The organism is Streptomyces cupreus, from assembly GCF_014257025.1.
GTDB lineage: Bacteria > Actinomycetota > Actinomycetes > Streptomycetales > Streptomycetaceae > Streptomyces > Streptomyces cupreus.
Genome location: NZ_JACMSF010000014.1, coordinates 78,188 through 100,767 on the forward strand (window position 1 = coordinate 78,188; position 22,580 = coordinate 100,767).

A 22,580-nucleotide genomic window follows, 5' to 3' on the forward strand; every position below is an offset into this window, starting at 1 on the left:
CGATGCCGGGCCCGTCGTCATGGGTGTGGCGGAACTCAGAGACCGGCCGCCGCCGAGGCGATGGCGGCGGCGAAGGTGGAGACCTCGGTGTAGACACCGGGGGCGTTGGGGCGGGCGCAGCCGATGCCCCAGCTTACGATGCCGACCTGGATCCACTGGTTCGCCGCGTCCCGGCGGAACATCGGGCCACCGGAGTCGCCCTGACAGGTGTCGACGCCGCCCGCGGTGTACCCGGCGCAGATCTCCTCGCTCGGGATGAGCCCGCTGTAGCCGCTGTACGACCGGCAGGTCGCGTCACTCACGAACGGCACCGTCGCCTTGAGCAGATACCGCTGCTGGGCACCGCCCTCGGTGGCCGCGCCCCAGCCGGCCACGGTGAAGGTGCCGGTGTTGTACTGCGTGGTCGTGGCGATCTTCAGCGTGGGCAGATTGATCGGCTGGGCGAGCTTGATGAGCGCCCAGTCCTTGCCGTCGCCGTTGTAGCCGGGGGCGCGGTAGACGTACGTGGAGCGGACCTGGATCCGGCTGCTGGACTGGAGGTCCACGACGCCGGCGGTGGCGGTGATGCTGGTGTTGGCGCCGGTACGGCCCACACAGTGCGCGGCGGTGAGCACGATCTGCTGCGTGTACAGCGCGCCGCCGCAGCCCATCGAGAGCCGCACCATGAACGGGAACTCACCCTGCGCGGCGCGGGTTCCGCCGACGACGGGGGCGGGGGCCGCCTGCGCGGCGGACACGGGCTGAAGGCTGAGGACGGCGAGCGCGGCCGTGGTGGCGACGGCGCATCTCTTGAGCGCCTTGAGGAGAGACTTCAACGGGATGCCTTCCGTGGGGGGTTGGTGGAGGCGTGCGAGGGCGTACGCGACTGTTGTCGCGAACACGTCAATCCTGTGCTCGGATTATGAGAAGCCTGTGAGCGGTGGGCAAGGGGGCCAATCCGGCCAGGCTCGCGGATCCCGGATGCAGGACCCCGATATGGGACAGAAACTGGCCTACTGCGGGCCTACTGTCTCCTCATGACCACCCCGGAACCCGTCCCCTTCGCTTCCGTCGACGCCCTCGATGCCTGGCTCACCGCGCACCCCGCCCCGCATCCCGGGCTCTGGGTGAAGGTCGCCAAGAAGGGCTCGGGCATCGCGTCCGTGGACTGGGTCGAGGTCAACGACGTTGCCCTGTGCCACGGTTGGATCACCGGGCAGCGCAAGGCGCTGGGCGAGTCGTACTTCCTGCAGAAGATCACCCCGCGCCGCCCGGGGAGCCTGTGGTCGATGGTCAACGTGCGGCGGATCGCGGAGCTGACCGCCGAAGCACGGATGCGGCCCGCCGGGCTCGCCGAGGTCGAGGCGGCGAAGGCGGACGGGCGGTGGGAGGCGGCGTACGAGTCGCAGAGGAACGCCACCGTGCCGAAGGAACTGACGGCGGCGCTGGAGCGGAATCCGCGGGCGAGGGAGGCCTTCGAGAAGCTGGGCAGGACAGACCGCTATCAGCTGCTCCTCGGGCTGATTCAGGCCCGTACGCCTCAGAGCCGTGCGGCACGACTGGCCGCGGTCGTCGCGAAGTTGGAGTCCTGAGGGCCCGCCGGACAGCCGAGCGCCCGCCCTCCCCTTCGGGGGAGTTGGAGGGCGGGCGCGCTCGGGGGTTGCGGCGGAAGAGCGGACGTGAGGGCGTCAGGCGTTGCGGATCGCCGAGATGTCGAAGTTCAGCTTGATCTTGTCGGAGACCAGGACGCCGCCTGTCTCCAGGGCCGCGTTCCAGGTCAGACCGAAGTCGGAGCGCAGGAGCTCCGCCTTGCCTTCGAAGCCGACGCGCTCGTTGCCGAACGGGTCCTTCGCGGCGCCGTTGAACTCCAGGTCGATGGTGATCGGCTTGGTGGTGCCGAGGATCTCCAGGTCGCCGGTGATGCGGTAGTCGTCGCCCAGGGCCTCCGCCTTGGTGGAACGGAACGTCATGGTCGGGAACTCCTCCGTCTTGAAGAAGTCGGCGCTCTTGAGGTGCCCGTCACGGTCCGCGGAACCGGTGTCGACGCTCTCCATCTTCACGTCCAGGGAAGCGGTGGACCGAGAAGGATCGGAGCCGTCCAGGTGCAGCGAGCCGGTGAACTCCAGGAATTTGCCCTTGACGTTCGTGACCATGGCGTGCCGGGCGACGAAGCCGAGCGTGGAGTGGGCGGTGTCGATGGCGTAGTCGCCGGTCAGCGCGGCGAGGTCGGGGTTGACGGCGGCGGGGGCCTCGACGGTGTTCTTGCGGCCGAAGATGCTCATGGCGTTCTCCTTGGGGGATGATGTTGAACTTTGAACTAACTAACAGGGGTGACGGTAGACCTATTCCGTTCGGATTTCAACAACATCCCCAGGGTGTTCGGGTGATCACTTTCCGTACGGGGTAGGAGTCGTCACCAGACCGCCGACTGCGTGTTCCTGTCACTCCGGCGGTGGCATGTGCGAGCCTTGAATGTGAGGTGGCTCTCAGTCGGCCACTTTGTGTGACCTCTACAAGGCGAACGCCCTCTGAGCAGTCGGAACGCCTGGATGCCGTCGTGGTTCTGTTCAGGGGTACCAGGAAAACGGGTCGGAGACTGTACGGAGTCGACGGCCCGCTTTCCTTGGTGGGCTTCGTAAGGTCACTACATGACCGTTTTGGAAGAGACGACGGGTGAGCCCACGGACGCGCGCGGCCGGGTCGCCGAGCTGCACGAGATCCGTGCCCAGGCACTGGCCGGTCCCAGCGAGAAGGCGACCGAGGCGCAGCACGCCAAGGGCAAGCTGACCGCCCGGGAGCGGATCGAGCTGCTGCTGGACCCGGGCTCCTTCCAGGAGGTCGAGCAGCTGCGCCGGCACCGGGCCCAGGGCTTCGGTCTGGAGGCCAAGAAGCCGTTCACCGACGGTGTCATCACCGGCTGGGGCACGGTGGAGGGCCGCACGGTCTTCGTCTACGCCCATGACTTCCGCATCTTCGGTGGTGCGCTGGGCGAGGCCCACGCCACCAAGATCCACAAGATCATGGACAAGGCCATCGCGGCGGGCGCGCCGCTGGTGTCGTTGAACGACGGTGCGGGCGCCCGTATCCAGGAGGGCGTCTCCGCGCTCGCCGGCTACGGCGGCATCTTCCAGCGCAACACCAAGGCCTCCGGTGTCATCCCGCAGATCTCGGTGATGCTCGGCCCGTGTGCGGGCGGCGCGGCCTACAGCCCCGCCCTGACGGACTTCGTCTTCATGGTCCGGGACACCTCGCAGATGTTCATCACGGGCCCCGACGTGGTCAAGGCGGTCACCGGCGAGGAGATCACCCAGAACGGCCTCGGCGGCGCGGACGTGCACGCCGAGACCTCCGGCGTCTGCCACTTCGCGTACGACGACGAGGAGACGTGCATCGCCGAGGTGCGCTACCTGCTGTCGCTGCTGCCGCAGAACAACCGCGAGAACCCGCCGCGCGTGGAGTCCACGGACACGGCGGACCGCCGCGGTGATGTGCTCCTGGACCTGGTCCCGGCCGACGGCAACCGTCCGTACGACATGGCCAAGGTCATCGAGGAGATCGTCGACGACGGCGAGTACCTGGAGGTCCACGAGCGCTGGGCGCGCAACATCATCTGCGCGCTGGCCCGGTTCGACGGTCAGGTCGTCGGCATCGTCGCCAACCAGCCGCAGACCCTGGCGGGCGTCCTGGACATCGAGGCCTCGGAGAAGGCGGCCCGCTTCGTCCAGATGTGCGACGCCTTCAATATCCCGATCCTCACCCTTTTGGACGTACCCGGCTTTCTCCCTGGTGTAGACCAGGAGCACGGTGGAATCATCCGCCACGGCGCGAAGCTGCTGTACGCCTACTGCAACGCGACCGTGCCGCGGATCTCGCTGATCCTGCGCAAGGCCTACGGAGGTGCGTACATCGTCATGGACAGCCAGTCCATCGGTGCTGACGTCACGTACGCGTGGCCGACGAACGAGATCGCCGTGATGGGCGCCGAAGGTGCCGCCAACGTCATCTTCCGGCGTCAGATCGCGGATGCCGAGGACCCCGAGGCCATGCGGGCCCGCATGGTCAAGGAGTACAAGTCCGAGCTGATGCACCCGTACTACGCGGCCGAGCGCGGTCTGGTTGACGACGTCATCGACCCGGCGGAGACCCGCGAGGTCCTGATCCGCACCCTCGCGATGCTCCAGTCGAAGCACGCGGACCTGCCCTCCCGCAAGCACGGCAACCCCCCGCAGTAACCCACAGGTACCGCTGCGGAAACCTCTCTCACGGAGACTGACACCCATGAACCTCCCTGACATTCGCGTCGAGAAGGGCCATGCCGAGCCCGAGGAAGTCGCCGCCATAACGGCCATCCTGCTGGCCCGCGCGGCCGCCCAGCCGGCGCCTCCGGCCCACCGAGGCCGAGCGAAGGCCGGCTGGCGCCGCCTGGAGCGCGAACCCGGCTTCCGGGCACCGCACAGCTGGCACGGATAGTCCGCGCCACTCAGCCGGTTTCCACTCAGCCGGTTTCTACGTAAGAGAAGGGCCCCTCCGCCAGGAGGGGCCCTTCTCGGTGTCCGCGGCGGTGTCGCCTACCGGAGTCGCGCCATCAGTGCGTGCTCCACCAGCGTGATCAGCGTCGACTTGGCGTCCGCGCGGTGGCGGGCGTCCGTCGTGATGATCGGGGTGTCGGGGCCGATCTGGAGGGCCTCGCGCACCTCGTCCGGGTTGTACGGCTGGTTGCCGTCGAAGCCGTTCAGGGCGATCACGAAGGGGAGACCGGAGTTCTCGAAGTAGTCGACCGCCGGGAAGCAGTCGGCCAGACGGCGGGTGTCCACCAGGACCACCGCGCCGATCGCGCCGCGCACCAGGTCGTCCCACATGAACCAGAAGCGGTCCTGGCCGGGCGTACCGAACAGGTACAGGATCAGGTCCTGGTCCAGGGTGATACGGCCGAAGTCCATGGCGACCGTGGTGGTCGTCTTGTCTCCGGTGTGGGTGAGGTCGTCGATGCCCGCCGAAGCAGACGTCATGACGGCCTCTGTGCGCAGCGGGTTGATCTCCGAAACGGCCCCGACGAACGTGGTCTTGCCCACGCCGAAGCCACCCGCCACCACGATCTTCGCCGAGGTGGTGGAGCGGGAAGGACCGCCGCTAGAGCTTGCGAAGTCCACTGAGCACCCTTTCGAGCAGTGTCACGTCTGGCTGGCCGCCGGCGTTCTCGTCGCCGCCGGGCTGATGGATGGCGACCAGGCCCGCCTCCGCCAAGTCGGCGACGAGGATCCTGGCCACGCCGAGAGGGATCGTCAGAAGGGCGGAGACTTCCGCCACCGACTTGATCTCGCGGCAGAGGTTGCAGATCCGCTGATGCTCGGGCAACTGGCCCTGCATCTGGTGCGGCTGCGCGGTGGTGTGCACCAGCGCCTCGATGGCGAGCTGGTAGCGCGGGCGCGTCCGGCCGCCGGTCATGGCGTACGGGCGCACCAAGGGGTTGTTCGACGACCCGGCGGGCGTCGGCTCAGGGGCGCGTCGCTGCGGCTGCACGGGCTGGATGCGCGGTGCCTGCGGCTGGTCGTACGGCGACGGCCCGGGGCCCTGGGGCGCCTGCGGCTGTCCGTACGGCTGACGCCGCTGGCTCGGCGTGGAGGGGAAGTTGTACCGGTTCTGGGAACCGTCGTGCTGGCCCTGGGCAGGGCCGTACGACCAGTTGCCCGATGACGAACCGTCTGGGGGTGTTGCCACTTTCTCTCCTCCTCCGACTGTGCCTGGCACCCATCACGTGGAAGCCGCGTCCCGAAACCTTACGGCCCCGGGACGCCAAAACGCACCGTCTGTCTGTTAGTTGAGAAGGCTCCCTTGGAGCTCCGCACGCAGATCCGGCGTCAGGACCGTACCGGCACGGTCCACCAGAAGGGCCATCTCGTACCCAATGAGGCCGATGTCCGCCTCCGGGTGGGCGAGAACCGCGAGCGAAGAACCGTCGGAGATGGACATGATGAAGAGGAATCCTCGCTCCATCTCCACAACCGTCTGGTTCACACTGCCGCCCTCGAAGATGCGCGAGGCACCGGCGGTCAGCGAGGTCAGACCGGAGGCGACCGCCGCGAGCTGGTCGGCGCGGTCGCGCGGAAAGCCTTCGGACATCGCCAGAAGGAGTCCGTCGGCGGAGACCACCACCGTGTGGGACACCCCGGGGGTGTTGTCCACGAAGTTGGTGATCAACCAGTTCAGGTTCTGTGCCGCCTGGCTCATCGGGCTCACACTAACGCTCCTGGTTGTAGGTGCTGTCAGGACCACTGTGTTGACTCCTAGTGGCCTGGCCGTTCGTTTCACTTCCCGCACTGCGACCCCGCTGGACACCCCGGCGCAGGTTGCTCAGCCTGCCCCGGACGTCCTCGGGAGCACGGGAGACCTGTGGGCCGCCCTGGGGGGTGGCTTCGGCGGCTCCCTCGACCAGGTTGGCCTTGGGCACCCGCCGGGGCAGACCGGAGGAGGTGACTCCGCCCGCCTTGGGCTTGCGGAGCTGCGCCGCCTGCTGCCAGCGATCGTCGTTCGCCGAACGCCAGTCGTTGTCGGCGGGGGCCTCCGCGGGGGCCGGCACTTCCTGGCTCACGGGCCGCGCGCCGTTCGTGCCGCTCGCGGTGGATCCGCGGCGGGGGAGCCCGGCGTCCGTCAGCGCGTGGGTGGCGGAGGGGGCCGGTGCCGGACGGTCGAAGCCTACGCGGTCGCGCTCATTTGTGTCAGCACTCCGCACAGGTTCCGTTTCCGGAGCGTAATGGTCCGAGTAGTCACTGCGGTAGTCGTTCTGCTGCGGCCAGTCGTCCTGGTAGCGGCGCTCCTCGAAGGCCGGGAAGGACTCCGGGGCGGACTGCTGGGCAGCCGCGGGCTCCTCCTGCGCGGGCTCCGGATAACCGGGCTCGGGGTAGCCGCCGTTCGACGAGAAGGCGTCGTTCTGCGGCAGGCCGCCGTTCGGCGCGTAGTACTGCTCCTCGTACGACGGCCGCTGCTGCTCCTCGTAAGCCGTCTGCGGGTCGTACGCCCCCTGCTGCTCGGGGTAGCCGCCGTGGCCGTTCGTACCGGCGTTGTCGTAGCCCTGCTGCCCGGTGAACTCGTCGTACGCGGGGCTCTCGGAGCCGTCCTGCGACTGGCCGTGCGTCTGGGCCTCCAGGGCCGCACGGCGCTCCTCGCGCATCAGGGAGCGGCCGACCGGGTCCAGCTCGCGGATGTCGTCCGGGACCTCGGTGTAGCGGCTGTCGTCGAAGCCGAGTTCGGCCGCCGTGCGCATCGGCTGACGGTTGAAGTCCTCACCCTGGAAGTTCTGCTCCGGGATGATCTGCGAGACCGTGAACTCGTCCTGCATCGGGGCCGCCTCGCCGCCACCACCGTGGGTGATCGCGTCGGGCAGCATGACCAGCGAGGTCGTACCGGCCTGCTCGCCGGAGGGGCGCAGCTGGACGCGGATGCCGTGCCGGTCGGACAGCCGGCCGACCACGAACAGGCCCATGCGCTGGGAGATCGCGGCGTCCACGGTCGGCGGGTTGGCCAGCTTGTGGTTGATGTCCGCGAAGTCCTCGGCGGTCAGGCCGATGCCCTTGTCGTGGATCTCGACCATCACGCGGCCGTCCGGGAGACGGGTCGCGGTGACGCGGACCTTGGTCTGCGGGGAGGAGAACGTCGTCGCGTTCTCCAGCAGCTCGGCGAGCAGGTGCACGAGGTCGGTCACGGCACGGCCGTGGATCTCGGCCTCCGGGACGCCGGACAGCTCGATGCGCTCGTACTGCTCCACCTCGGAGGAGGCGGCGCGCAGCACGTCGACCAGCGGGACCGGCTGGTCCCAGCGGCGGCCGGGCTCCTCGCCGGCGAGGACCAGGAGGTTCTCGCCGTTGCGGCGCATACGGGTCGCGAGGTGGTCCAGGCGGAAGAGGTTCTCCAGCTGGTCCGGGTCGGCCTCGTTGTTCTCCAGGTCGGTGATCAGGGTCAGCTGGCCCTCGATCAGCGACTGGTTGCGGCGCGACAGGTTGGTGAAGATCGCGTTGATGTTGCCCCGCAGCAGGGCCTGCTCGGCGGCGAGCCGGACGGCCTCGCGGTGGACCTGGTCGAAGGCGCGGGCGACCTCGCCGATCTCGTCGGTGGTGGTGATCGGGATCGGCGCGACCCGGGTGTCGACCCGGCCGGGGTCGGTGCGCGAGAGCTGGTCGACCAGCATCGGCAGCCGCTGCTCGGCGATGCCGAAGGCGGCGTTGCGCAGCTGGCGCATCGAGCGGGACATCTGGCGGGCCACCATGCCGGCCAGGATGAACGCGGCGAGCAGGGCGACCACGACGGAGGCGCCCACGGTGAAGGCGTCACGCTTGGCGTCGTCGGCGATCGTCGCGGCCTCGTTCACCGCGGTGTCGGCCATGTCCGACTCGATCTGCCGGTAGGCGTCGTACTTGAGGGTGTTGACCGCCCACCAGTTCTCGGCGGTGACGCCCTTCTGGGCGAGCCCCTGTCGCACGATGGGGTCGGTGGACTCCATGCCCGCGACGAGCCGCACCATGTCGGTGGTCTTCTCCGGCGGCGACACATAGTCAGGGTTCTTGGCCTTGGCCTCCTTGGCCATGGCCGCGCCCTTGGTCCTGATGTCCGTCTCGGCGTCTTCGAGCTTCTGCGCGTCCGCCTCGGTACCACCGCCGAGGTACTCCTGGACGGCGATGCCCTCCAGGTAGGCGTACGAGGTGAGGGCGACCCGCTGGCTGGAGAAGCTGCCGGTGCCCGGACCGGGCTGGACCAGCAGGTGCATACCGATGGAGCGCTGGAGCGACAGGGCCGCCTTGGTCAGCTCCATCGCGTAGACCGTACGGCCGTAGGAGGTGATGTTGCCGGTGCCGAGGCCGAGCTCGTTGGCGAACTCGGTCAGCGGGTGGGCGACATCGACGTAGCCCTCTTCGGTCTCCACGCCGGGGCGCTTGGTGGTGTACGCCTCCTCGCGCAGCGTCGCGAGTTGGGGCTCGACCTTGCGGAACAGCGACAGACGGCGCTCGAGGCCGGGCTTCGCCGGCATGCTCCGAGTCGCTTCGTCGAAGGCGTCGGCGGCGTCGTCCGTCTTCTTGCGGGCCGCGGTGACGACGTCCTTGTCCTTGTTCAGCAGGAGGGGCGCCGCGGTGATGTCACGCTCGTTGTACAGCGCGTCCGCGTAGTTGAGGGAGGCCCGCACCAGACGTGCGGTGTTCTCCGCGTCCTCGGCCTCCTGCCAGGTGTCGATCGAGCTCTTCACCTGGAAGCCGCCCATGACGAGGCCGACCAGCACGGGTATGAGCAGGATCGCGTTCAGCCGGGTCGGCACCCGCCAGTTGCGCGGGGAGAGACGGCCGCCGCTCGGAGCGGGCGTGGCCGTCGGCTCGGGACCTGGCACAGGGGCGGGCGCCGCTCCGCGCGGCGGCGGGGTGAAGTTGCCCCGGGCCGACGGCTCGGGACCGTTCTTGCTTCGCCTCACTCGACCAACAACCTTCCGGCGGTCGGCACCTACGTTGTGCCGCAGTGTCTCAGAGCCCAGTACGTCCTCGACTGGTGAGTACGTCATTGACTATTGGGCAGTTCAGGCATTCCAGCACGTGGACCTGCGCACTTCCAAACAGTGGAAAGCGCGGTTCCCAGGTCGTGCAAGCCCCAGATAAAACGGTCATAAAGAGCGAGCCCCGCCAAAAGGCGGGGCCTTCGTGCGCGCAGCGAGACCGGTTGACCGCGACGCGTGGCCGTACCACCCGATTCCTCTGCCGAAACGTTATGAACACCGAAGCCGACCGTGTCAAAAGCCACAGCCGGCTCCGGGACAACTACGACAACTGCCGTACGCGACCACTGATTTGATCGGCTACCTCAGCCGTGCCATCAGCGCGTGCTCGACCAGTGTGATCAGCGCACTCTTGGCGTCCGAGCGGTGCCGGGCGTCGGTCGTGATGATCGGGGTGTCGGGGCCGATCTGGAGGGCCTCGCGCACCTCTTCGGGCGCGTACGGCTGATGCCCCTCGAAGCCGTTGAGCGCCACGACGAACGGCAGCCCGCTGTTCTCGAAGTAGTCGACCGCCGGGAAGCAGTCGGCCAGGCGCCGGGTGTCCACCAGGACGATCGCGCCGATGGCGCCGCGCACGAGGTCGTCCCACATGAACCAGAAGCGGTCCTGGCCGGGCGTACCGAAGAGGTACAGGATCAGGTCCTGGTCGAGCGTGATGCGGCCGAAGTCCATGGCGACCGTGGTGGTCGTCTTGCCTCCGGTGTGAGTGAGGTCGTCGATGCCCGCGCTCGCGGACGTCATCACGGCCTCCGTGCGCAGCGGGTTGATCTCGGAGACGGCGCCGACGAACGTCGTCTTGCCGACGCCGAAGCCACCCGCCACCACGATCTTCGCGGAGGTGGTCGCCCGACCTCCGTCAGAGCTTGCGAAGTCCACTGAGCACCCTTTCGAGCAGTGTCACGTCCGGTGCACCGCCGTTGTTCTCGTCGCCACCCGGCTGGTGGATGGCGACCAGCCCGGCCTCCGCGAGGTCCGCGACGAGGATCCGGGCCACACCGAGAGGCATCGACAGCAGCGCCGAGACCTCGGCGACCGACTTGACCTCACGGCACAGATGGCAGATGCGCTGGTGCTCCGGGAGCAGCCCCATGAGCGCTGCCGGGTCGGCCGTAGTGCTGATCAGGGCCTCGATGGCCAGCTGGTAGCGCGGCCGGGTCCGGCCGCCGGTCATCGCGTAAGGACGTACCAGCGGCTGGTCGCCCTCATCCTCGTACGGCTCCGCGTACGGATCATGAGAGGCGTTGGGCGGGGTCATGAATCCTCCGGGCGGGACAGCAAGTTGGTCAGTCGTGCCGTCTGACGGGGCCGGTGGGGGGACTGTGGCGGCCTGACGGTGATTTGGTGAGGCGGGTGGATCCGAGGTCGGTCAGTGGAGCAGACTGCCTTGCAGCTCGGCACGCAGGTCGGGCGTGAGTACCGCGCCGGCCCGGTCGACCAGCAGCGCCATCTCGTAGCCGACGAGGCCGATGTCGCACTCGGGGTGTGCGAGTACGGCGAGCGACGAGCCGTCGGAGACGGACATCAGGAAGAGGAATCCTCTTTCCATCTCGACGACCGTCTGCGCCACGGTGCCGCCCTCGAAGATCCGGGAGGCGCCGGCCGTCAGCGAGGTCAGTCCGGACGCGACGGCCGCCAGCTGGTCGGCCCGGTCGCGGGGGAATCCCTCCGACATCGCCAGCAGGAGACCGTCGGCGGACACGACGACGGTGTGGGACACCCCTGGGGTGTTGTCCACGAAGTTGGTGATCAACCAGTTGAGGTTCTGTGCCGCCTGGCTCATCGGGCTCAACTAACGCTCCTGCTGGTGAGTGGGGCTCGGGAAGCTGCCGGTCTGGCCGGAACCGGCCTGACGACCCTGCGCGATACCCCGACGGAGATTGGTCAGCCGCCCGCGCACGTCATCAGGCGCACGCGAGACCTGCGGACCGGTTTGGTGCTGTTGCTGCTGAGCCGTGCCCGGGACGAGGTTCGCCCTGGGCACCCGGCGCGGAAGGCCGGAGGTGGTGACACCGCCCGCGGCCGGCTGCCGGACGCGCTCTGCCTGCCGTACGAGATCGTCGTTCGGCGAGCTGCGCCAGGAGCCGGTGTTGGCGGATCGCTGTGGAGCCGGAGCCTGCGGTGCCTGGGCCGGAGCGGAGCCGTTGGGCTGCCGGCCCTGGCCCTGCTGTCCCTGCTGGCCGTGGAACCAGTTGGTCTCCAGCGTGTCGTACAGCGGCGTACGTCCGTCGCCCGGACCGGCTGCTGGCGGCAGCGCCTCGGGCTCGGGACGGTTCGGCCGCTGCTGCGGACGCGGCGGGGCCGGCGGGCGCGGGGCGCCGAAGTCGGCCGGGCCGCCGTGCTGGGGCCGTTCGAACTGACCCGTGGTGGACGGGTTCTGCCGACCGGGCATCGGGTGCTGTCCGGTCGAGCCGTTGTCGTAGCCCTGCGGGGCCGGGAACTGCCCCGTGGACTGATTGACGCCCGAGCCGTAGACGTCCGGGCGGACGAACTCGCCGGTGTTCTGGCCCTGCGGAACATTCGGGTACGGGTACTGGCCCGTGTTCTGCGGGGAGTCGTAGGAGCCGAAGTCGGCAGGTCCCGCCGGGGCCTGACGGCCGTCGCGCGGGATCACCGGGATCTCCGCGGTCGCACCCGGGCCCTGCCGGTCGTCGATCCGCGGCATCCGGGAGGTCTGCGCCGGGTCCTGCTCGTCATGGCCGCGCGGGGTGTCCAGCGAGGCGCGCGGCACCGGCGGCTGGGCGTTCTCGTCGCTCCAGCTCGGGGTGCGCGGCTGCGAGGCGCCGGCGCCGGGCAGCTCGGCCCGCGCGCCACCACGACCGCCCGGCAGCTGGGGCCGACGGCCACGACGGCCACGGCCCTTCTCGGCGCCCGAGTCCGGGGCCTGCTGCGGGGAGGCGGAGGCGGGGCGGCCGCCACCGAAGGCGTCCTGGGCCTGCGGGGCACCGGTGCCGGCGGCCTGGAGGCCCTGCGGGGCGCCGGGCGCCTGGCCGAAGTTCGCGGGGGCCGGCGGAGCCTGGTGGCTCGGCGGGGGTCCGGCCGGAGCCTGCGGTCCACGCGGGGCACCGGGACGGTCGCCCGAGTCACGGCCGGGCAGCGCGGCCCGCGGTCCCTGACCGGCACCGAGCCGGCCACCGGTCGGCGCACCGGCACCGAGAGCACCGGCGCCCGGCGCACCGGCGCCGAGGGCACCGCCCTGACCGGCCGAGCGGCGGGCGGCGGCCGCACCGGCGGCGGCCTGCGCGGCGGCGGGACCGCCGGAGGGGACGCCCTGGCCGGGCTTGCCCGGAGCGGGCTTCTTGCCGCCCTGGGCGACGTCGACGGGGAGCATGACCAGCGCGGTCGTACCGCCGGAGTCGGACGGGCGCAGCTGGATGCGGATGCCGTGCCGCTGCGACAGACGACCGACCACGAACAGACCCATGCGGCGGGAGACCGACACGTCCACGGTGGGCGGCGAGGCGAGCCGCTCGTTGATCGCGGCGAGGTCCTCGGGGGAGAGGCCGATACCGGTGTCGTGGATCTCGATCAGCACGCGGCCGTCGGGCAGCGCGTGACCGGTGACCTTGACCTTGGTCTGCGGGGAGGAGAACGAGGTGGCGTTCTCCAGCAGCTCGGCGAGCAGGTGCACGAGGTCGTTGACCACACGGCCGGCCACTTCGGTGGTCGGCACGGCGGCCAGCTCGATGCGCTCGTACTGCTCCACCTCGGAGGCGGCGGCGCGGAGCACGTCGACCAGCGGGACCGGGCGGGTCCAGCGGCGGCCGGGCTCTTCACCGGCGAGAACGAGGAGGTTCTCGCCGTTACGGCGCATGCGGGTCGCGAGGTGGTCGAGCTTGAACAGCGAGGACAGCTGGTCCGGGTCGGCCTCGCGGGACTCCAGCTCGGAGATCAGCGACAGCTGACGCTGGATAAGACCCTGGGAACGGCGCGAGAGGTTGGTGAACATCGCGTTGACGTTGCCCCGCAGCAGGGCCTGCTCGGCGGCGAGGCGGACCGCCTCGCGGTGCACGTCGTCGAAGGCCGCGGCCACTCGGCCGATCTCGTCCCGGGAGTGCACACCGACCGACTCCACGGACGTGTCGACGTCCTGCGGGTCGGACTCGGACAGCTGCTTGACCAGCTCGGGCAGTCGGTCCGAGGCGACCTTGGTGGCGGTCTCCTCAAGACGGCGCAGCGAGCGGATCATGGACCGGGCCACCACGAAGGCGCCGACCAGCGACACACCGAGCACCAGCAGGATCAGCGCACCGGAGATGTACGCGTCGCGCTCCGACTCGTTGCGCAGCTCACGGGCCTTCTGCTCCATCTGCTCGAGCAGCGTGCGCTCGATGTTGCCCATCTGCTCGATCTTGATCGAGCTGTCGTCCACCCAGTCCTTGTACGAGCGCCGGTCCACCGTGGCCAGACCACTGGTGATGGCGCGGTCGCCGTAGGTGTCGGTGGCCTGGATCGTGGAGTTGCCCTCCTCGACCGGCTTGAGCAGCTCGGCGGCGCCCTCACCGCCGTAGATGGCCTTGAAACTGGCGAGTTCGGAGGTCTGGCTGGCCAGCGCCGACTGGGCGTAGAGCCGGTCATTGTCCGAGAGACGGCCGGCGGACTTGGTGTTCACCGGCAGGGCCGCGGCGAGCACCGCGCGCTGGATGGAGGCGTACTCCTTGGCCGAGGAGAAGGCCGCGAGTGCGCGGGTGCGCTGGATCATGTCCGGGTTGCTGGTCGCCTCGGCCATGTCCTGGGAGAGGTCCAGCAGGTGCTCGATCAGCCGGTGGTACGCCTCGACCGTCTGCGTGGAGTTGTCCTCCGCCTGGTAGGCGTCCCGGCGGATGCTGCTCAGGGTGCGCAGGTCGCGGACCACGCCGACGAGGGTGTCGTGGACGCCCTGGAGGGTGCCGTCCTCGCTGGAGGTGTCGACCTCCTCGGCGGACTCGATGAAGTTCTCGCGCAGCCGGTCGGTCTTGTCGGTGTAGCCCTTGACCGTGTAGCCGGTGGCCTTCTCACCGTGCGCCAGCGGACCGGCGGACTGGTCGCGCTCCTCCTGGAGCGCGGCGGCCAGCTCGGTGGCCTGCTTGGTCATGTCGGTGAGCAGCTTCATGTTGTCGAGCTGCTGCATGTCGTCCATGGAGTCGCTGATACGCAGGGCGCCCAGCGAGGTGGCCGCGACGACCGGGAGAGCGAGCAGCGACACCAGGCGCGTGGAGATACGCCAGTTGCGCAGGGCTATTCGCGGGCCGGGGTTGGTGGGACCGTTCGGCGGCTTGACCGCCGGGGTCGTGGGGTCCGCGGGGCCCGCGGAAGCCGGTCCGCCGGGCGCGCCGGGGCGCCCCGCGCCGTCACCGGCCGGACCCGGGTTCTGGGCGTGCTGGGGCGAGGGACTGCCGGCATTGGGGCCAGTCCCGCCGTGCAGCTCCGGCTCCGCCGAAGCACTGCCATCCCTCTTGAAACGTCCCTGCACTAGCGTCGCAACCTCTGGACCAGGCACCCCTCCGCGCGAACGGAGGGACACGGTGTCGGCGTCGTAGGGGACGCCCTGAATTACGTCCCCTGATGGTCGTGAGTGACCGGCGCTGGCTCCCCCTTCCGCCGCCGCTCGGCGCTGCGTTGCGCCCTGCGCGCCGGCTCGATCCTGCGGCGGTCCGTGGAATTCCAGCACAGTGCAGGATCTCCAACAAGGGCCGTGGACCGAGCCGTGACCTAGGTGACATCTTGTGAGCGCCGGGTCACCGGTCGTAGAGAGTGATTCGCCACAAAGCGGACTTACGAGAGCGATTCGGCAAGGGCTCGCGGGTGTCCCAGTCGCCATGATCAGGAGCGGAATGATGGCTTCAGTGGGTCAATGTCCGTTTCGTTGCGGTGGGTTGTGGGCCTGATTTGACCGGTTTGGCAATGGACCCGTGAGCAAACTCACATGCAGATCATGGGGTCTTCACGTCTTCCCCGGGGAATCGCATGTTTAGCCTGGCGCTTTACAAGAGGGCGCAAACTGCCAACTCTCTGCCCACCGCACACGACAGGGTTACGAACAACCGTGAAGACGACGACGATGTTCCGCACGATAGCCAACCCGCGGCGCACGACGCTGGCCCACCTTGAGGGCGCCGACGACCTGCAGACCCCGGAGCAGCCGGAGCACTCCGTCGACCTCCCGGCCCAGACGGCCAACCCGCGCCGCACGATCCTGGACGAGATGCCCCTCGCCACCGCCGCGGAGTAATACCGCGAGGTGCCGGCCCCCGGCCACGTTAGCCTGGAGCGTCAGACTCCAGCCGCTTAAGTCAAGGGGCCAAGCATCCCGTGCGCATCGCCAGATTCTCCATCGACGGGAACGTCGCCTTCGGCGCGGTCGAGGGCGACAAGCCTGACGAGCTCGTCCTCGACATCATCAAGGGCATCCCGTTCGCGGAATTCGAGCTCTCCGGCACCAAGGTGCCACTGAGCAAGGTACGGCTGCTGCCCCCGGTGCTCCCCAACAAGGTCGTGGCCTTCGGCCGCAACTACGCCGAGCACGCCCGCGAACTGGGCAACGAGGTGCCCGACGCCCCGTTCGCCTTCTTCAAGCCCTCCACCTCGGTGATCGGCCCCGGCGACGAGATCCAGTACCCCTCCTTCTCCGCGGAACTGCACCACGAGGCCGAGCTCGCCGTGGTCATCGGCCGTATGTGCCGCGAGGTCCCGCGCGAGCGCGTCAAGGACGTGATCCTCGGCTACACCTGCGCCAACGACATCACCGCCCGTGATGTGCAAAGGCGCGAGAAGCAGTGGGCCCGGGCCAAGGGCTTCGACACCTCCTGCCCGCTGGGCCCCTGGGTGGAGACGGACCTCGACCCGAGCGATCTCACCATCCAGCTCACGGTCAACGGCGGGCAGCGGCAGCTCGGCCGCACCAGCGAGATGATCCACCCGATCGAGGATCTGATCGTCAACATCACCGAGGCCATGACGCTGCTCCCCGGCGACGTGATCCTCACGGGCACCCCCGCGGGGGTCGGCCCCCTCGCTGTCGGCGACGAGGTCTCCGTCAGCATCGAAGGCATCGGCACTCTCACCAACAAGGTTGTCAAGCGTGGCTAGCGCACCCGCCTCCCCCGTCCGCGTCCGTTTCTGCCCCTCGCCGACCGGCAACCCCCATGTGGGCCTGGTTCGCACCGCCCTGTTCAACTGGGCGTTCGCCAAGCACCACGGCGGCACCCTGGTCTTCCGCATCGAGGACACCGACGCGGCCCGCGACTCAGAGGAGTCGTACAACCAGCTGCTGGACTCGATGCGCTGGCTGGGCTTCGACTGGGACGAGGGCCCCGAGGTCGGCGGCCCGCACGCGCCGTACCGCCAGTCGCAGCGCATGGACCTCTACAAGGACGTCGCGGCCAAGCTGCTGGAGGGCGGTCACGCCTACCACTGCTACTGCTCCCAGGAGGAGCTGGACAGCCGCCGCGAGGCCGCCCGCGCCGCCGGCAAGCCCTCCGGCTACGACGGCCACTGCCGCGAGCTGAGCGCGGGCCAGGTCGCCGAGTACCAGGCCCAGGGCCGCACCCCGATCGTCCGCTTCCGTATGCCCGACGAGACGATCACCTTCACCGACCTGGTCCGCGGCGAGCTGACCTTCACCCCGGAGAACGTCCCGGACTACGGCATCGTCCGCGCCAACGGCGCCCCGCTGTACACCCTGGTGAACCCGGTCGACGACGCCCTGATGGAGATCACCCATGTGCTGCGCGGCGAGGACCTGCTGTCCTCGACGCCCCGTCAGATCGCCCTGTACAAGGCGCTGATGGAGCTCGGCATCGCAAAGCAGATCCCGTCCTTCGGCCACCTGCCGTACGTGATGGGCGAGGGCAACAAGAAGCTGTCCAAGCGCGACCCGCAGTCCTCGCTGAACCTCTACCGCGAGCGCGGCTTCCTCCCGGAGGGCCTGCTCAACTACCTCTCCCTGCTGGGCTGGTCGCTCAGCGCGGACCAGGACATCTTCACGATGGACGAGATGGTCGCGGCCTTCGAGATCGCGGACGTGAACCCCAACCCGGCCCGCTTCGACCTGAAGAAGTGCGAGTCGATCAACGGCGACCACATCCGCATGCTCGATGTGAAGGACTTCACCGAGCGCTGCGCCCCGTGGCTGAAGGCCCCGTTCGCCCCCTGGGCCCCGGAGGACTTCGACGAGGCCAAGTGGCACGCCGTCGCCCCGCATGCGCAGACCCGTCTGAAGGTCCTGTCGGAGATCACCGACAACGTCGACTTCCTCTTCCTGCCCGAGCCGGTCTTCGACGAGGCGAGCTGGACGAAGGCGATGAAGGAGGGCTCGGACGCCCTGCTGGTCACCGCCCGCGAGAAGTTGGAGCCGGCGGACTGGACCTCGCCGGAGTCCCTGAAGGAGGCCGTCCTGACCGCCGGCGAGGCCCACGGCCTCAAGCTCGGCAAGGCCCAGGCCCCGGTCCGTGTCGCCGTCACCGGCCGCACGGTCGGTCTGCCCCTTTTCGAGTCCCTGGAGATCCTCGGCAAGGAGAAGACGCTGTCCCGCATCGACGCGGCTCTGGCGAGGCTCGCCGCGTGAGGTGACCCACAGCCGAGGGGCGGTACCCGGAACTCCGGGCGCCGCCCCTCGGCGTTTCGGTCACTGGGGGTCGGCTTCGTCGACCAGGTAGGCCACGTAGGCCCTGCGCAGGCGCTCGTCCGGGCCGAGCGGCCCGGTCGAGGTCTTCCGGAACGGGTTGCCGGCCGCACCGGATCGCCACCCTCGCCGAACTCCCCGCGATCCTCGGCTCGGATACCCGTTTTGGAGCCCCGTCCACCTTCGGGTAATGTTCTTTCTGCGCCGCCGGGGAGCGGGCCGAAAGGCCGGGAACCGGAGGCGCAAACTAGAACAAGATCCCTTCGGGGCTTGCGTTCCAGTGGCCTATGGTGTAATTGGCAGCACGACTGATTCTGGTTCAGTTAGTCTTGGTTCGAGTCCAGGTAGGCCAGCCAGCAGAGCTTATCTGCAAAGCCCCCGTTGTGTAGCGGCCTAGCACGCTGCCCTCTCAAGGCAGTAGCGCCGGTTCGAATCCGGTCGGGGGTACGGTGATCTCCTTCGAGACGATCGCTAGGGCCCCCGTTGTGTAGCGGCCTAGCACGCCGCCCTCTCAAGGCGGTAGCGCCGGTTCGAATCCGGTCGGGGGTACTGACTGGTCTAAACCACATTGGTCTATGGTGTAATTGGCAGCACGACTGATTCTGGTTCAGTTAGTCTTGGTTCGAGTCCAGGTAGACCAGCTCGGGCCTGCGGAAACGCAGTGTCCTCGCCCCCGTTGTGTAGCGGCCTAGCACGCCGCCCTCTCAAGGCGGTAGCGCCGGTTCGAATCCGGTCGGGGGTACATATCGCAAGGGGTCTCCGCTTCGGCGGAGGCCCCTTCGGCGTTCATACGATGCCGTAGCGCCGCGCCGACTCCTCCTCCTGCGCCATCCGGTGCAGCGCCCGCAGCACCGGCTCGAAGAGCACCGCCGAGGAGACCGCGAGCTCGACCTTCTCCGTGTCGGACGCGTACGTCTCCATCCGGTCGAGGTCCAGCCGGGCCGCCGCGTGCATCAACTGCGCGTACGGCGCCATGAGTTCGGCGTCACAGGGATAGCCGAGCCGGATCAGCAGTGCCACCAGCCCCACCAGGGAACGGTGTACGGGGGACAGCGCGCCGATTTCCCGGGCGGACTCCCAGCCCAGCTCGGCCAACAGCCGGTCCACCTGGGCCCGCGCGGCGGCCGTCGCCGGGTCCGCCTCGTCCGGCTCGGGGCCCTGCGGCAGCTCCCACAGGGCCGCGCCCAGCCGCATGGTGAGGCCCAGGGAGTCGTCGTCGACGTGCTTGAGGGCCTGCCTGGCGTTCGCCACCGGCACCCTGCCCACCTGGATCAGCGCCCGCACCAGCCGCAGCCGGCGCAGATGGTCCTCGCCGTACTCGGCCGTCGTCGCGTTGATCTGCCGGCCCGGCGCCAACAGGCCTTCGCGCAGGTAGTACTTGATCGTCGCGGTGGACACCCCGCTGCGCTCGCTCAGTTCGCCCAGTCGCACTGTTGACGCCTCTCCTTGGGAAGTGCGACTATCCAAGCACCGCCAGATGGATAGTGCCGCTATCCGACGAGGGAAGCCAGGGGGCCGCCATGTTCGCCGAGCCGGTACTGGGTCGTACGACCGCGGATGCCGAGGGCGATGTGGTGGTCCTGCTCATCGGGATGCGGGTCAATCACTTCTGGGCGGCGCACCAGTGGCTGCCGGTCATGCTGTCGATGTTCCGCATGCTGGGGGAGCTTGCGCGGGACCGTGACCGGGGGCTGCTGGGGCGCGTACTGCTGACGGCCTCACCGCGGACGTACTACGTCGTGCAGTACTGGGAGTCCAAGGAGAAGCTCTACGCATACGCGAGCTCGCCGGAGATGTTCCATCACAAGGTGTGGTCGGTCATCAACCGCGAGGAGCGGGCCGGGAAGGCGCGCGGACATGTGGGGATCTGGCACGAGGCCTACGTCGTGCCCGAAGGTTCGTACGAGTCGATCTACGCCGACATGCCGGCCTTCGGGCTCGCGGCGGCGCACGGGCAGGTGCCCGTGGAGAAGCGCGGGCGCTGTGCGAAGGAACGGTTCACGTACCGGTCGGCGAAGGCGAAGGCGGAGGCCGCCGAAGAAGCCAGGTGACGGGGGATCGGGGGAGTGGGGAGGGCCTGCCGCGGCGTTGAGGCGGGCCCTCCCCGCCGACGTCCCCGAGAACGTCAGCCGGAGCGGCGCAGGGCCTCGGAGAGGCGGGCGGCGGCGTCGATGACCGCCTGGGCGTGCATACGGCCCGGGTGGCGGCTCAGGCGCTCGATGGGGCCGGAGACCGAGACGGCGGCCACCACGCGGTTGGAGGGGCCGCGCACGGGCGCGGAGACGGACGCGACGCCCGGCTCACGCTCACCGATCGACTGGGCCCAGCCGCGGCGCCGTACGCCCGACAGGGCCGTCGCCGTGAAGCGCGCGCCCTGCAGGCCCCGGTGCAGGCGTTCCGGCTCCTCCCAGGCCATGAGGATCTGGGCGGAGGAACCCGCCTTCATCGTGAGCGTCGAGCCGACCGGGACCGTGTCCCGAAGTCCGGACAGGCGCTCCGCCGCGGCGACGCAGATGCGCATGTCGCCCTGGCGGCGGTAGAGCTGCGCGCTCTCGCCCGTGACGTCACGGAGGTGCGTGAGCACCGGGCCCGCGGTGGCGAGGAGACGGTCCTCACCCGCGGCCGCGGCCAGTTCTGCCATACGAGGGCCGAGAATGAAACGGCCCTGCATGTCGCGCGCCACCATGCGGTGGTGTTCCAGCGCCACGGCCAGCCGGTGGGCCGTGGGTCGTGCCAACCCGGTCGCCGCCACCAGACCCGCGAGGGTGGCCGGACCGGACTCCAGGGCGCTCAGGACAAGGGCTGCCTTGTCCAGAACGCCGACGCCGCTACTGTTGTCCATGAAACGATACTCGCGTCTCACTCTGTGAAACGCAAGTTCAATTTTCGGTGGAACACGCCACTCTGGATGTCACGAAGGCACAGCGGCCCGCAGACCAACGGGCCCGGCGGCGGACGCCCGGACACAGGGGCGCGGGCGCTGCCTCCACAAGATCTCTAGTTGGGCCGGTGGACGCTTGCCGGCCGGAGGGAAAGCGATGGGTAGGACACTCGCGGAGAAGGTCTGGGACGACCATGTCGTCCGGCGCGCCGAGGGCGAGCCCGACCTCCTCTTCATCGATCTGCACCTGCTGCACGAGGTGACCAGCCCGCAGGCCTTCGACGGCCTCCGCAAGAGCGGTCGCCAGGTGCGCCGGCTCGACCTGACCATCGCCACCGAGGATCACAACACCCCGACCCTCGACATCGACAAGCCCATCGCCGACCCGGTCTCCCGGATCCAGCTGGAGACGCTGCGCAAGAACGCCGCCGAGTTCGGTGTGCGCCTGCACCCGCTGGGCGACGTCGAGCAGGGTGTCGTGCATGTCGTCGGCCCGCAGCTGGGTCTGACCCAGCCCGGTATGACCGTCGTCTGCGGTGACTCCCACACCTCCACGCACGGCGCCTTCGGCGGCCTGGCGTTCGGCATCGGCACCTCCCAGGTGGAGCATGTGCTGGCCACCCAGACGCTGCCGCTGGTCCGCCCCAAGACCATGGCCATCACGGTCAACGGCGAACTGCCCGAGGGCGTCACCGCCAAGGACCTGATCCTGGCGATCATCGCCAAGATCGGTACCGGCGGCGGCCAGGGCTATGTCCTGGAGTACCGCGGCTCCGCCATCGAGAAGCTCTCGATGGAGGCCCGGATGACCATCTGCAACATGTCGATCGAGGCCGGCGCCCGCGCGGGCATGATCGCCCCCGACGAGACCACCTTCGAGTACCTCAAGGGCCGTCCGCACGCACCCAAGGGCGAGGACTGGGACGCGGCCGTCGCGTACTGGAAGACGCTGAAGACCGACGAGGACGCCGAGTTCGACGCCGAGGTCGTCATCGAGGCCGCCGAACTGTCGCCGTTCGTCACCTGGGGCACCAACCCCGGTCAGGGTGCGCCGCTTTCGGCGTCCGTCCCCGACCCTGCTTCGTACGAAGACGCTTCGGAGCGCCTCGCCGCCGAAAAGGCCCTGGAATACATGGGGTTGGAGGCAGGCCAGCCGCTGCGCTCCATCAAGGTGGACACCGTCTTCGTAGGCTCCTGCACCAACGGCCGCATCGAGGACCTGCGCGCCGCCGCCGAGCTCGTGAAGGGCCGCAAAGTCGCCGACGGCGTACGGATGCTGGTCGTCCCCGGCTCCGCGCGGGTCGGTCTGCAGGCCGTCTCCGAGGGTCTGGACGTCGTCTTCAAGGAGGCCGGCGCCGAATGGCGGCACGCGGGCTGCTCGATGTGTCTGGGCATGAACCCCGACCAGCTGGCCCCCGGTGAGCGCTCCGCATCCACCTCCAACCGCAACTTCGAGGGCAGGCAGGGCAAGGGCGGCCGTACGCATCTGGTATCGCCGCAGGTCGCCGCCGCGACCGCCGTGCTGGGCCACCTGGCCTCCCCGGCCGACCTGTCCGACGCCGAGACCCGTACGCCCGCTGGAGTCTGAGAAG

General features: G+C 69.2%; 20 protein-coding genes, 5 tRNA genes and 1 pseudogene. 14 read left to right on the plus strand and 12 right to left on the minus strand.

Features of this window, described 5'->3' with window-relative positions; translation table 11 throughout:
* Window positions 1–35: 35 nt before the first annotated feature.
* Window positions 36–815, minus strand: coding sequence for a serine protease (locus H4N64_RS15440; RefSeq protein ID WP_186282880.1), 780 nt, complete (start codon window positions 813–815; stop codon window positions 36–38).
* Window positions 816–1,016: 201 nt separating this feature from the next.
* Between H4N64_RS15440 and H4N64_RS15445 the strand changes: the two genes are divergently transcribed.
* On the plus strand, window positions 1,017–1,571 hold the full coding sequence (locus H4N64_RS15445) for a YdeI/OmpD-associated family protein (RefSeq protein WP_186282881.1): 555 nt from the start codon (window positions 1,017–1,019) through the stop codon (window positions 1,569–1,571).
* 96 nt (window positions 1,572–1,667) lie between these two features.
* Here H4N64_RS15445 and H4N64_RS15450 read toward each other — a convergent pair whose 3' ends face one another.
* Window positions 1,668–2,261 carry a YceI family protein gene (locus H4N64_RS15450; protein WP_186282882.1) on the minus strand — a complete coding sequence of 198 codons (594 nt, stop codon included), beginning with the start codon at window positions 2,259–2,261 and terminating at the stop codon, window positions 1,668–1,670.
* A gap of 366 nt (window positions 2,262–2,627) precedes the next feature.
* Here H4N64_RS15450 and H4N64_RS15455 point away from each other — a divergent pair, with 366 nt between their 5' ends.
* Together H4N64_RS15455 and H4N64_RS15460 are read left to right on the plus strand one after the other, a co-directional pair.
* Entirely contained in the window at window positions 2,628–4,211 is a 1,584-nt protein-coding gene (locus H4N64_RS15455; protein ID WP_186282883.1) for an acyl-CoA carboxylase subunit beta, read from the plus strand.
* A gap of 46 nt (window positions 4,212–4,257) precedes the next feature.
* A complete protein-coding gene (locus tag H4N64_RS15460; RefSeq protein ID WP_186282884.1) occupies window positions 4,258–4,449 on the plus strand; it encodes an acyl-CoA carboxylase subunit epsilon in 192 nt (63 codons plus the stop codon).
* Window positions 4,450–4,547: 98 nt separating this feature from the next.
* Here H4N64_RS15460 and H4N64_RS15465 read toward each other — a convergent pair whose 3' ends face one another.
* From H4N64_RS15465 to H4N64_RS15500, 8 genes are all read right to left on the minus strand, one after another.
* Window positions 4,548–5,129, minus strand: a complete 582-nt coding sequence (locus tag H4N64_RS15465) for a GTP-binding protein (RefSeq protein WP_031224757.1) — start codon at window positions 5,127–5,129, stop codon at window positions 4,548–4,550.
* Window positions 5,110–5,697 carry a DUF742 domain-containing protein gene (locus tag H4N64_RS15470; protein ID WP_186282885.1) on the minus strand — a complete coding sequence of 196 codons (588 nt, stop codon included), beginning with the start codon at window positions 5,695–5,697 and terminating at the stop codon, window positions 5,110–5,112. The genes H4N64_RS15465 and H4N64_RS15470 overlap by 20 nt, the downstream gene beginning before the upstream one ends.
* 96 nt (window positions 5,698–5,793) lie before the next feature.
* On the minus strand, window positions 5,794–6,207 hold the full coding sequence (locus tag H4N64_RS15475) for a roadblock/LC7 domain-containing protein (protein ID WP_004983065.1): 414 nt from the start codon (window positions 6,205–6,207) through the stop codon (window positions 5,794–5,796).
* Window positions 6,208–6,217: 10 nt separating this feature from the next.
* Window positions 6,218–9,430: a nitrate- and nitrite sensing domain-containing protein gene (locus H4N64_RS15480; RefSeq protein ID WP_186282886.1), complete on the minus strand. Its 3,213-nt coding sequence runs from the start codon at window positions 9,428–9,430 to the stop codon at window positions 6,218–6,220.
* A gap of 378 nt (window positions 9,431–9,808) precedes the next feature.
* The gene (locus H4N64_RS15485) at window positions 9,809–10,384 is read right to left on the minus strand and encodes a GTP-binding protein (RefSeq protein WP_046258886.1); all 576 of its coding nucleotides are present in this window, start codon (window positions 10,382–10,384) and stop codon (window positions 9,809–9,811) included.
* Window positions 10,365–10,763: a DUF742 domain-containing protein gene (locus tag H4N64_RS15490; RefSeq protein WP_015657618.1), complete on the minus strand. Its 399-nt coding sequence runs from the start codon at window positions 10,761–10,763 to the stop codon at window positions 10,365–10,367. The genes H4N64_RS15485 and H4N64_RS15490 overlap by 20 nt, the downstream gene beginning before the upstream one ends.
* Before the next feature lie 111 nt (window positions 10,764–10,874).
* Window positions 10,875–11,288, minus strand: coding sequence for a roadblock/LC7 domain-containing protein (locus H4N64_RS15495; protein ID WP_023546525.1), 414 nt, complete (start codon window positions 11,286–11,288; stop codon window positions 10,875–10,877).
* Window positions 11,289–11,297: 9 nt separating this feature from the next.
* Window positions 11,298–14,957, minus strand: a complete 3,660-nt coding sequence (locus H4N64_RS15500) for a nitrate- and nitrite sensing domain-containing protein (protein WP_186282887.1) — start codon at window positions 14,955–14,957, stop codon at window positions 11,298–11,300.
* A gap of 573 nt (window positions 14,958–15,530) precedes the next feature.
* Between H4N64_RS15500 and H4N64_RS15505 the strand changes: the two genes are divergently transcribed.
* The 9 genes and pseudogenes from H4N64_RS15505 to H4N64_RS15540 all read left to right on the plus strand — a co-directional run bounded on the left by H4N64_RS15505 (window position 15,531) and on the right by H4N64_RS15540 (window position 18,849).
* Window positions 15,531–15,716, plus strand: coding sequence for a hypothetical protein (locus tag H4N64_RS15505; RefSeq protein ID WP_186282888.1), 186 nt, complete (start codon window positions 15,531–15,533; stop codon window positions 15,714–15,716).
* A gap of 80 nt (window positions 15,717–15,796) precedes the next feature.
* Window positions 15,797–16,573 (plus strand): fumarylacetoacetate hydrolase family protein, encoded by a 777-nt coding sequence (locus H4N64_RS15510; RefSeq protein WP_186282889.1) that lies wholly within the window; start codon window positions 15,797–15,799, stop codon window positions 16,571–16,573.
* On the plus strand, window positions 16,566–18,050 hold the full coding sequence (gene gltX / locus H4N64_RS15515; protein ID WP_186282890.1) for a glutamate--tRNA ligase: 1,485 nt from the start codon (window positions 16,566–16,568) through the stop codon (window positions 18,048–18,050). The genes H4N64_RS15510 and gltX overlap by 8 nt, the downstream gene beginning before the upstream one ends.
* A 164-nt stretch (window positions 18,051–18,214) precedes the next feature.
* Window positions 18,215–18,298 (plus strand): annotated as a pseudogene (locus H4N64_RS45090) (HAD family hydrolase); the annotation flags it as partial.
* 90 nt (window positions 18,299–18,388) lie between these two features.
* Window positions 18,389–18,463: transfer RNA gene (locus H4N64_RS15520), tRNA-Gln, on the plus strand.
* Between the two features lie 18 nt (window positions 18,464–18,481).
* Window positions 18,482–18,554, plus strand: a tRNA-Glu gene (locus H4N64_RS15525).
* Window positions 18,555–18,583: 29 nt separating this feature from the next.
* A tRNA-Glu gene (locus tag H4N64_RS15530) sits at window positions 18,584–18,656 on the plus strand.
* Window positions 18,657–18,676: 20 nt separating this feature from the next.
* A tRNA-Gln gene (locus H4N64_RS15535) sits at window positions 18,677–18,748 on the plus strand.
* Between the two features lie 28 nt (window positions 18,749–18,776).
* A tRNA-Glu gene (locus tag H4N64_RS15540) sits at window positions 18,777–18,849 on the plus strand.
* A 44-nt stretch (window positions 18,850–18,893) separates the two neighbouring features.
* Here the strand turns inward: H4N64_RS15540 and H4N64_RS15545 are convergent.
* Entirely contained in the window at window positions 18,894–19,538 is a 645-nt protein-coding gene (locus H4N64_RS15545) for a MerR family transcriptional regulator (RefSeq protein ID WP_186282891.1), read from the minus strand.
* Between the two features lie 89 nt (window positions 19,539–19,627).
* Here H4N64_RS15545 and H4N64_RS15550 point away from each other — a divergent pair, with 89 nt between their 5' ends.
* A complete protein-coding gene (locus tag H4N64_RS15550; protein ID WP_186282892.1) occupies window positions 19,628–20,158 on the plus strand; it encodes a DUF4188 domain-containing protein in 531 nt (176 codons plus the stop codon).
* Between the two features lie 74 nt (window positions 20,159–20,232).
* Here the strand turns inward: H4N64_RS15550 and ndgR are convergent, their stop codons facing one another.
* Window positions 20,233–20,949: an IclR family transcriptional regulator NdgR gene (gene ndgR / locus H4N64_RS15555; protein ID WP_186282893.1), complete on the minus strand. Its 717-nt coding sequence runs from the start codon at window positions 20,947–20,949 to the stop codon at window positions 20,233–20,235.
* Window positions 20,950–21,145: 196 nt separating this feature from the next.
* Between ndgR and leuC the strand changes: the two genes are divergently transcribed.
* Entirely contained in the window at window positions 21,146–22,576 is a 1,431-nt protein-coding gene (leuC, locus tag H4N64_RS15560) for a 3-isopropylmalate dehydratase large subunit (protein ID WP_186282894.1), read from the plus strand.
* Window positions 22,577–22,580 lie beyond the last annotated feature (4 nt).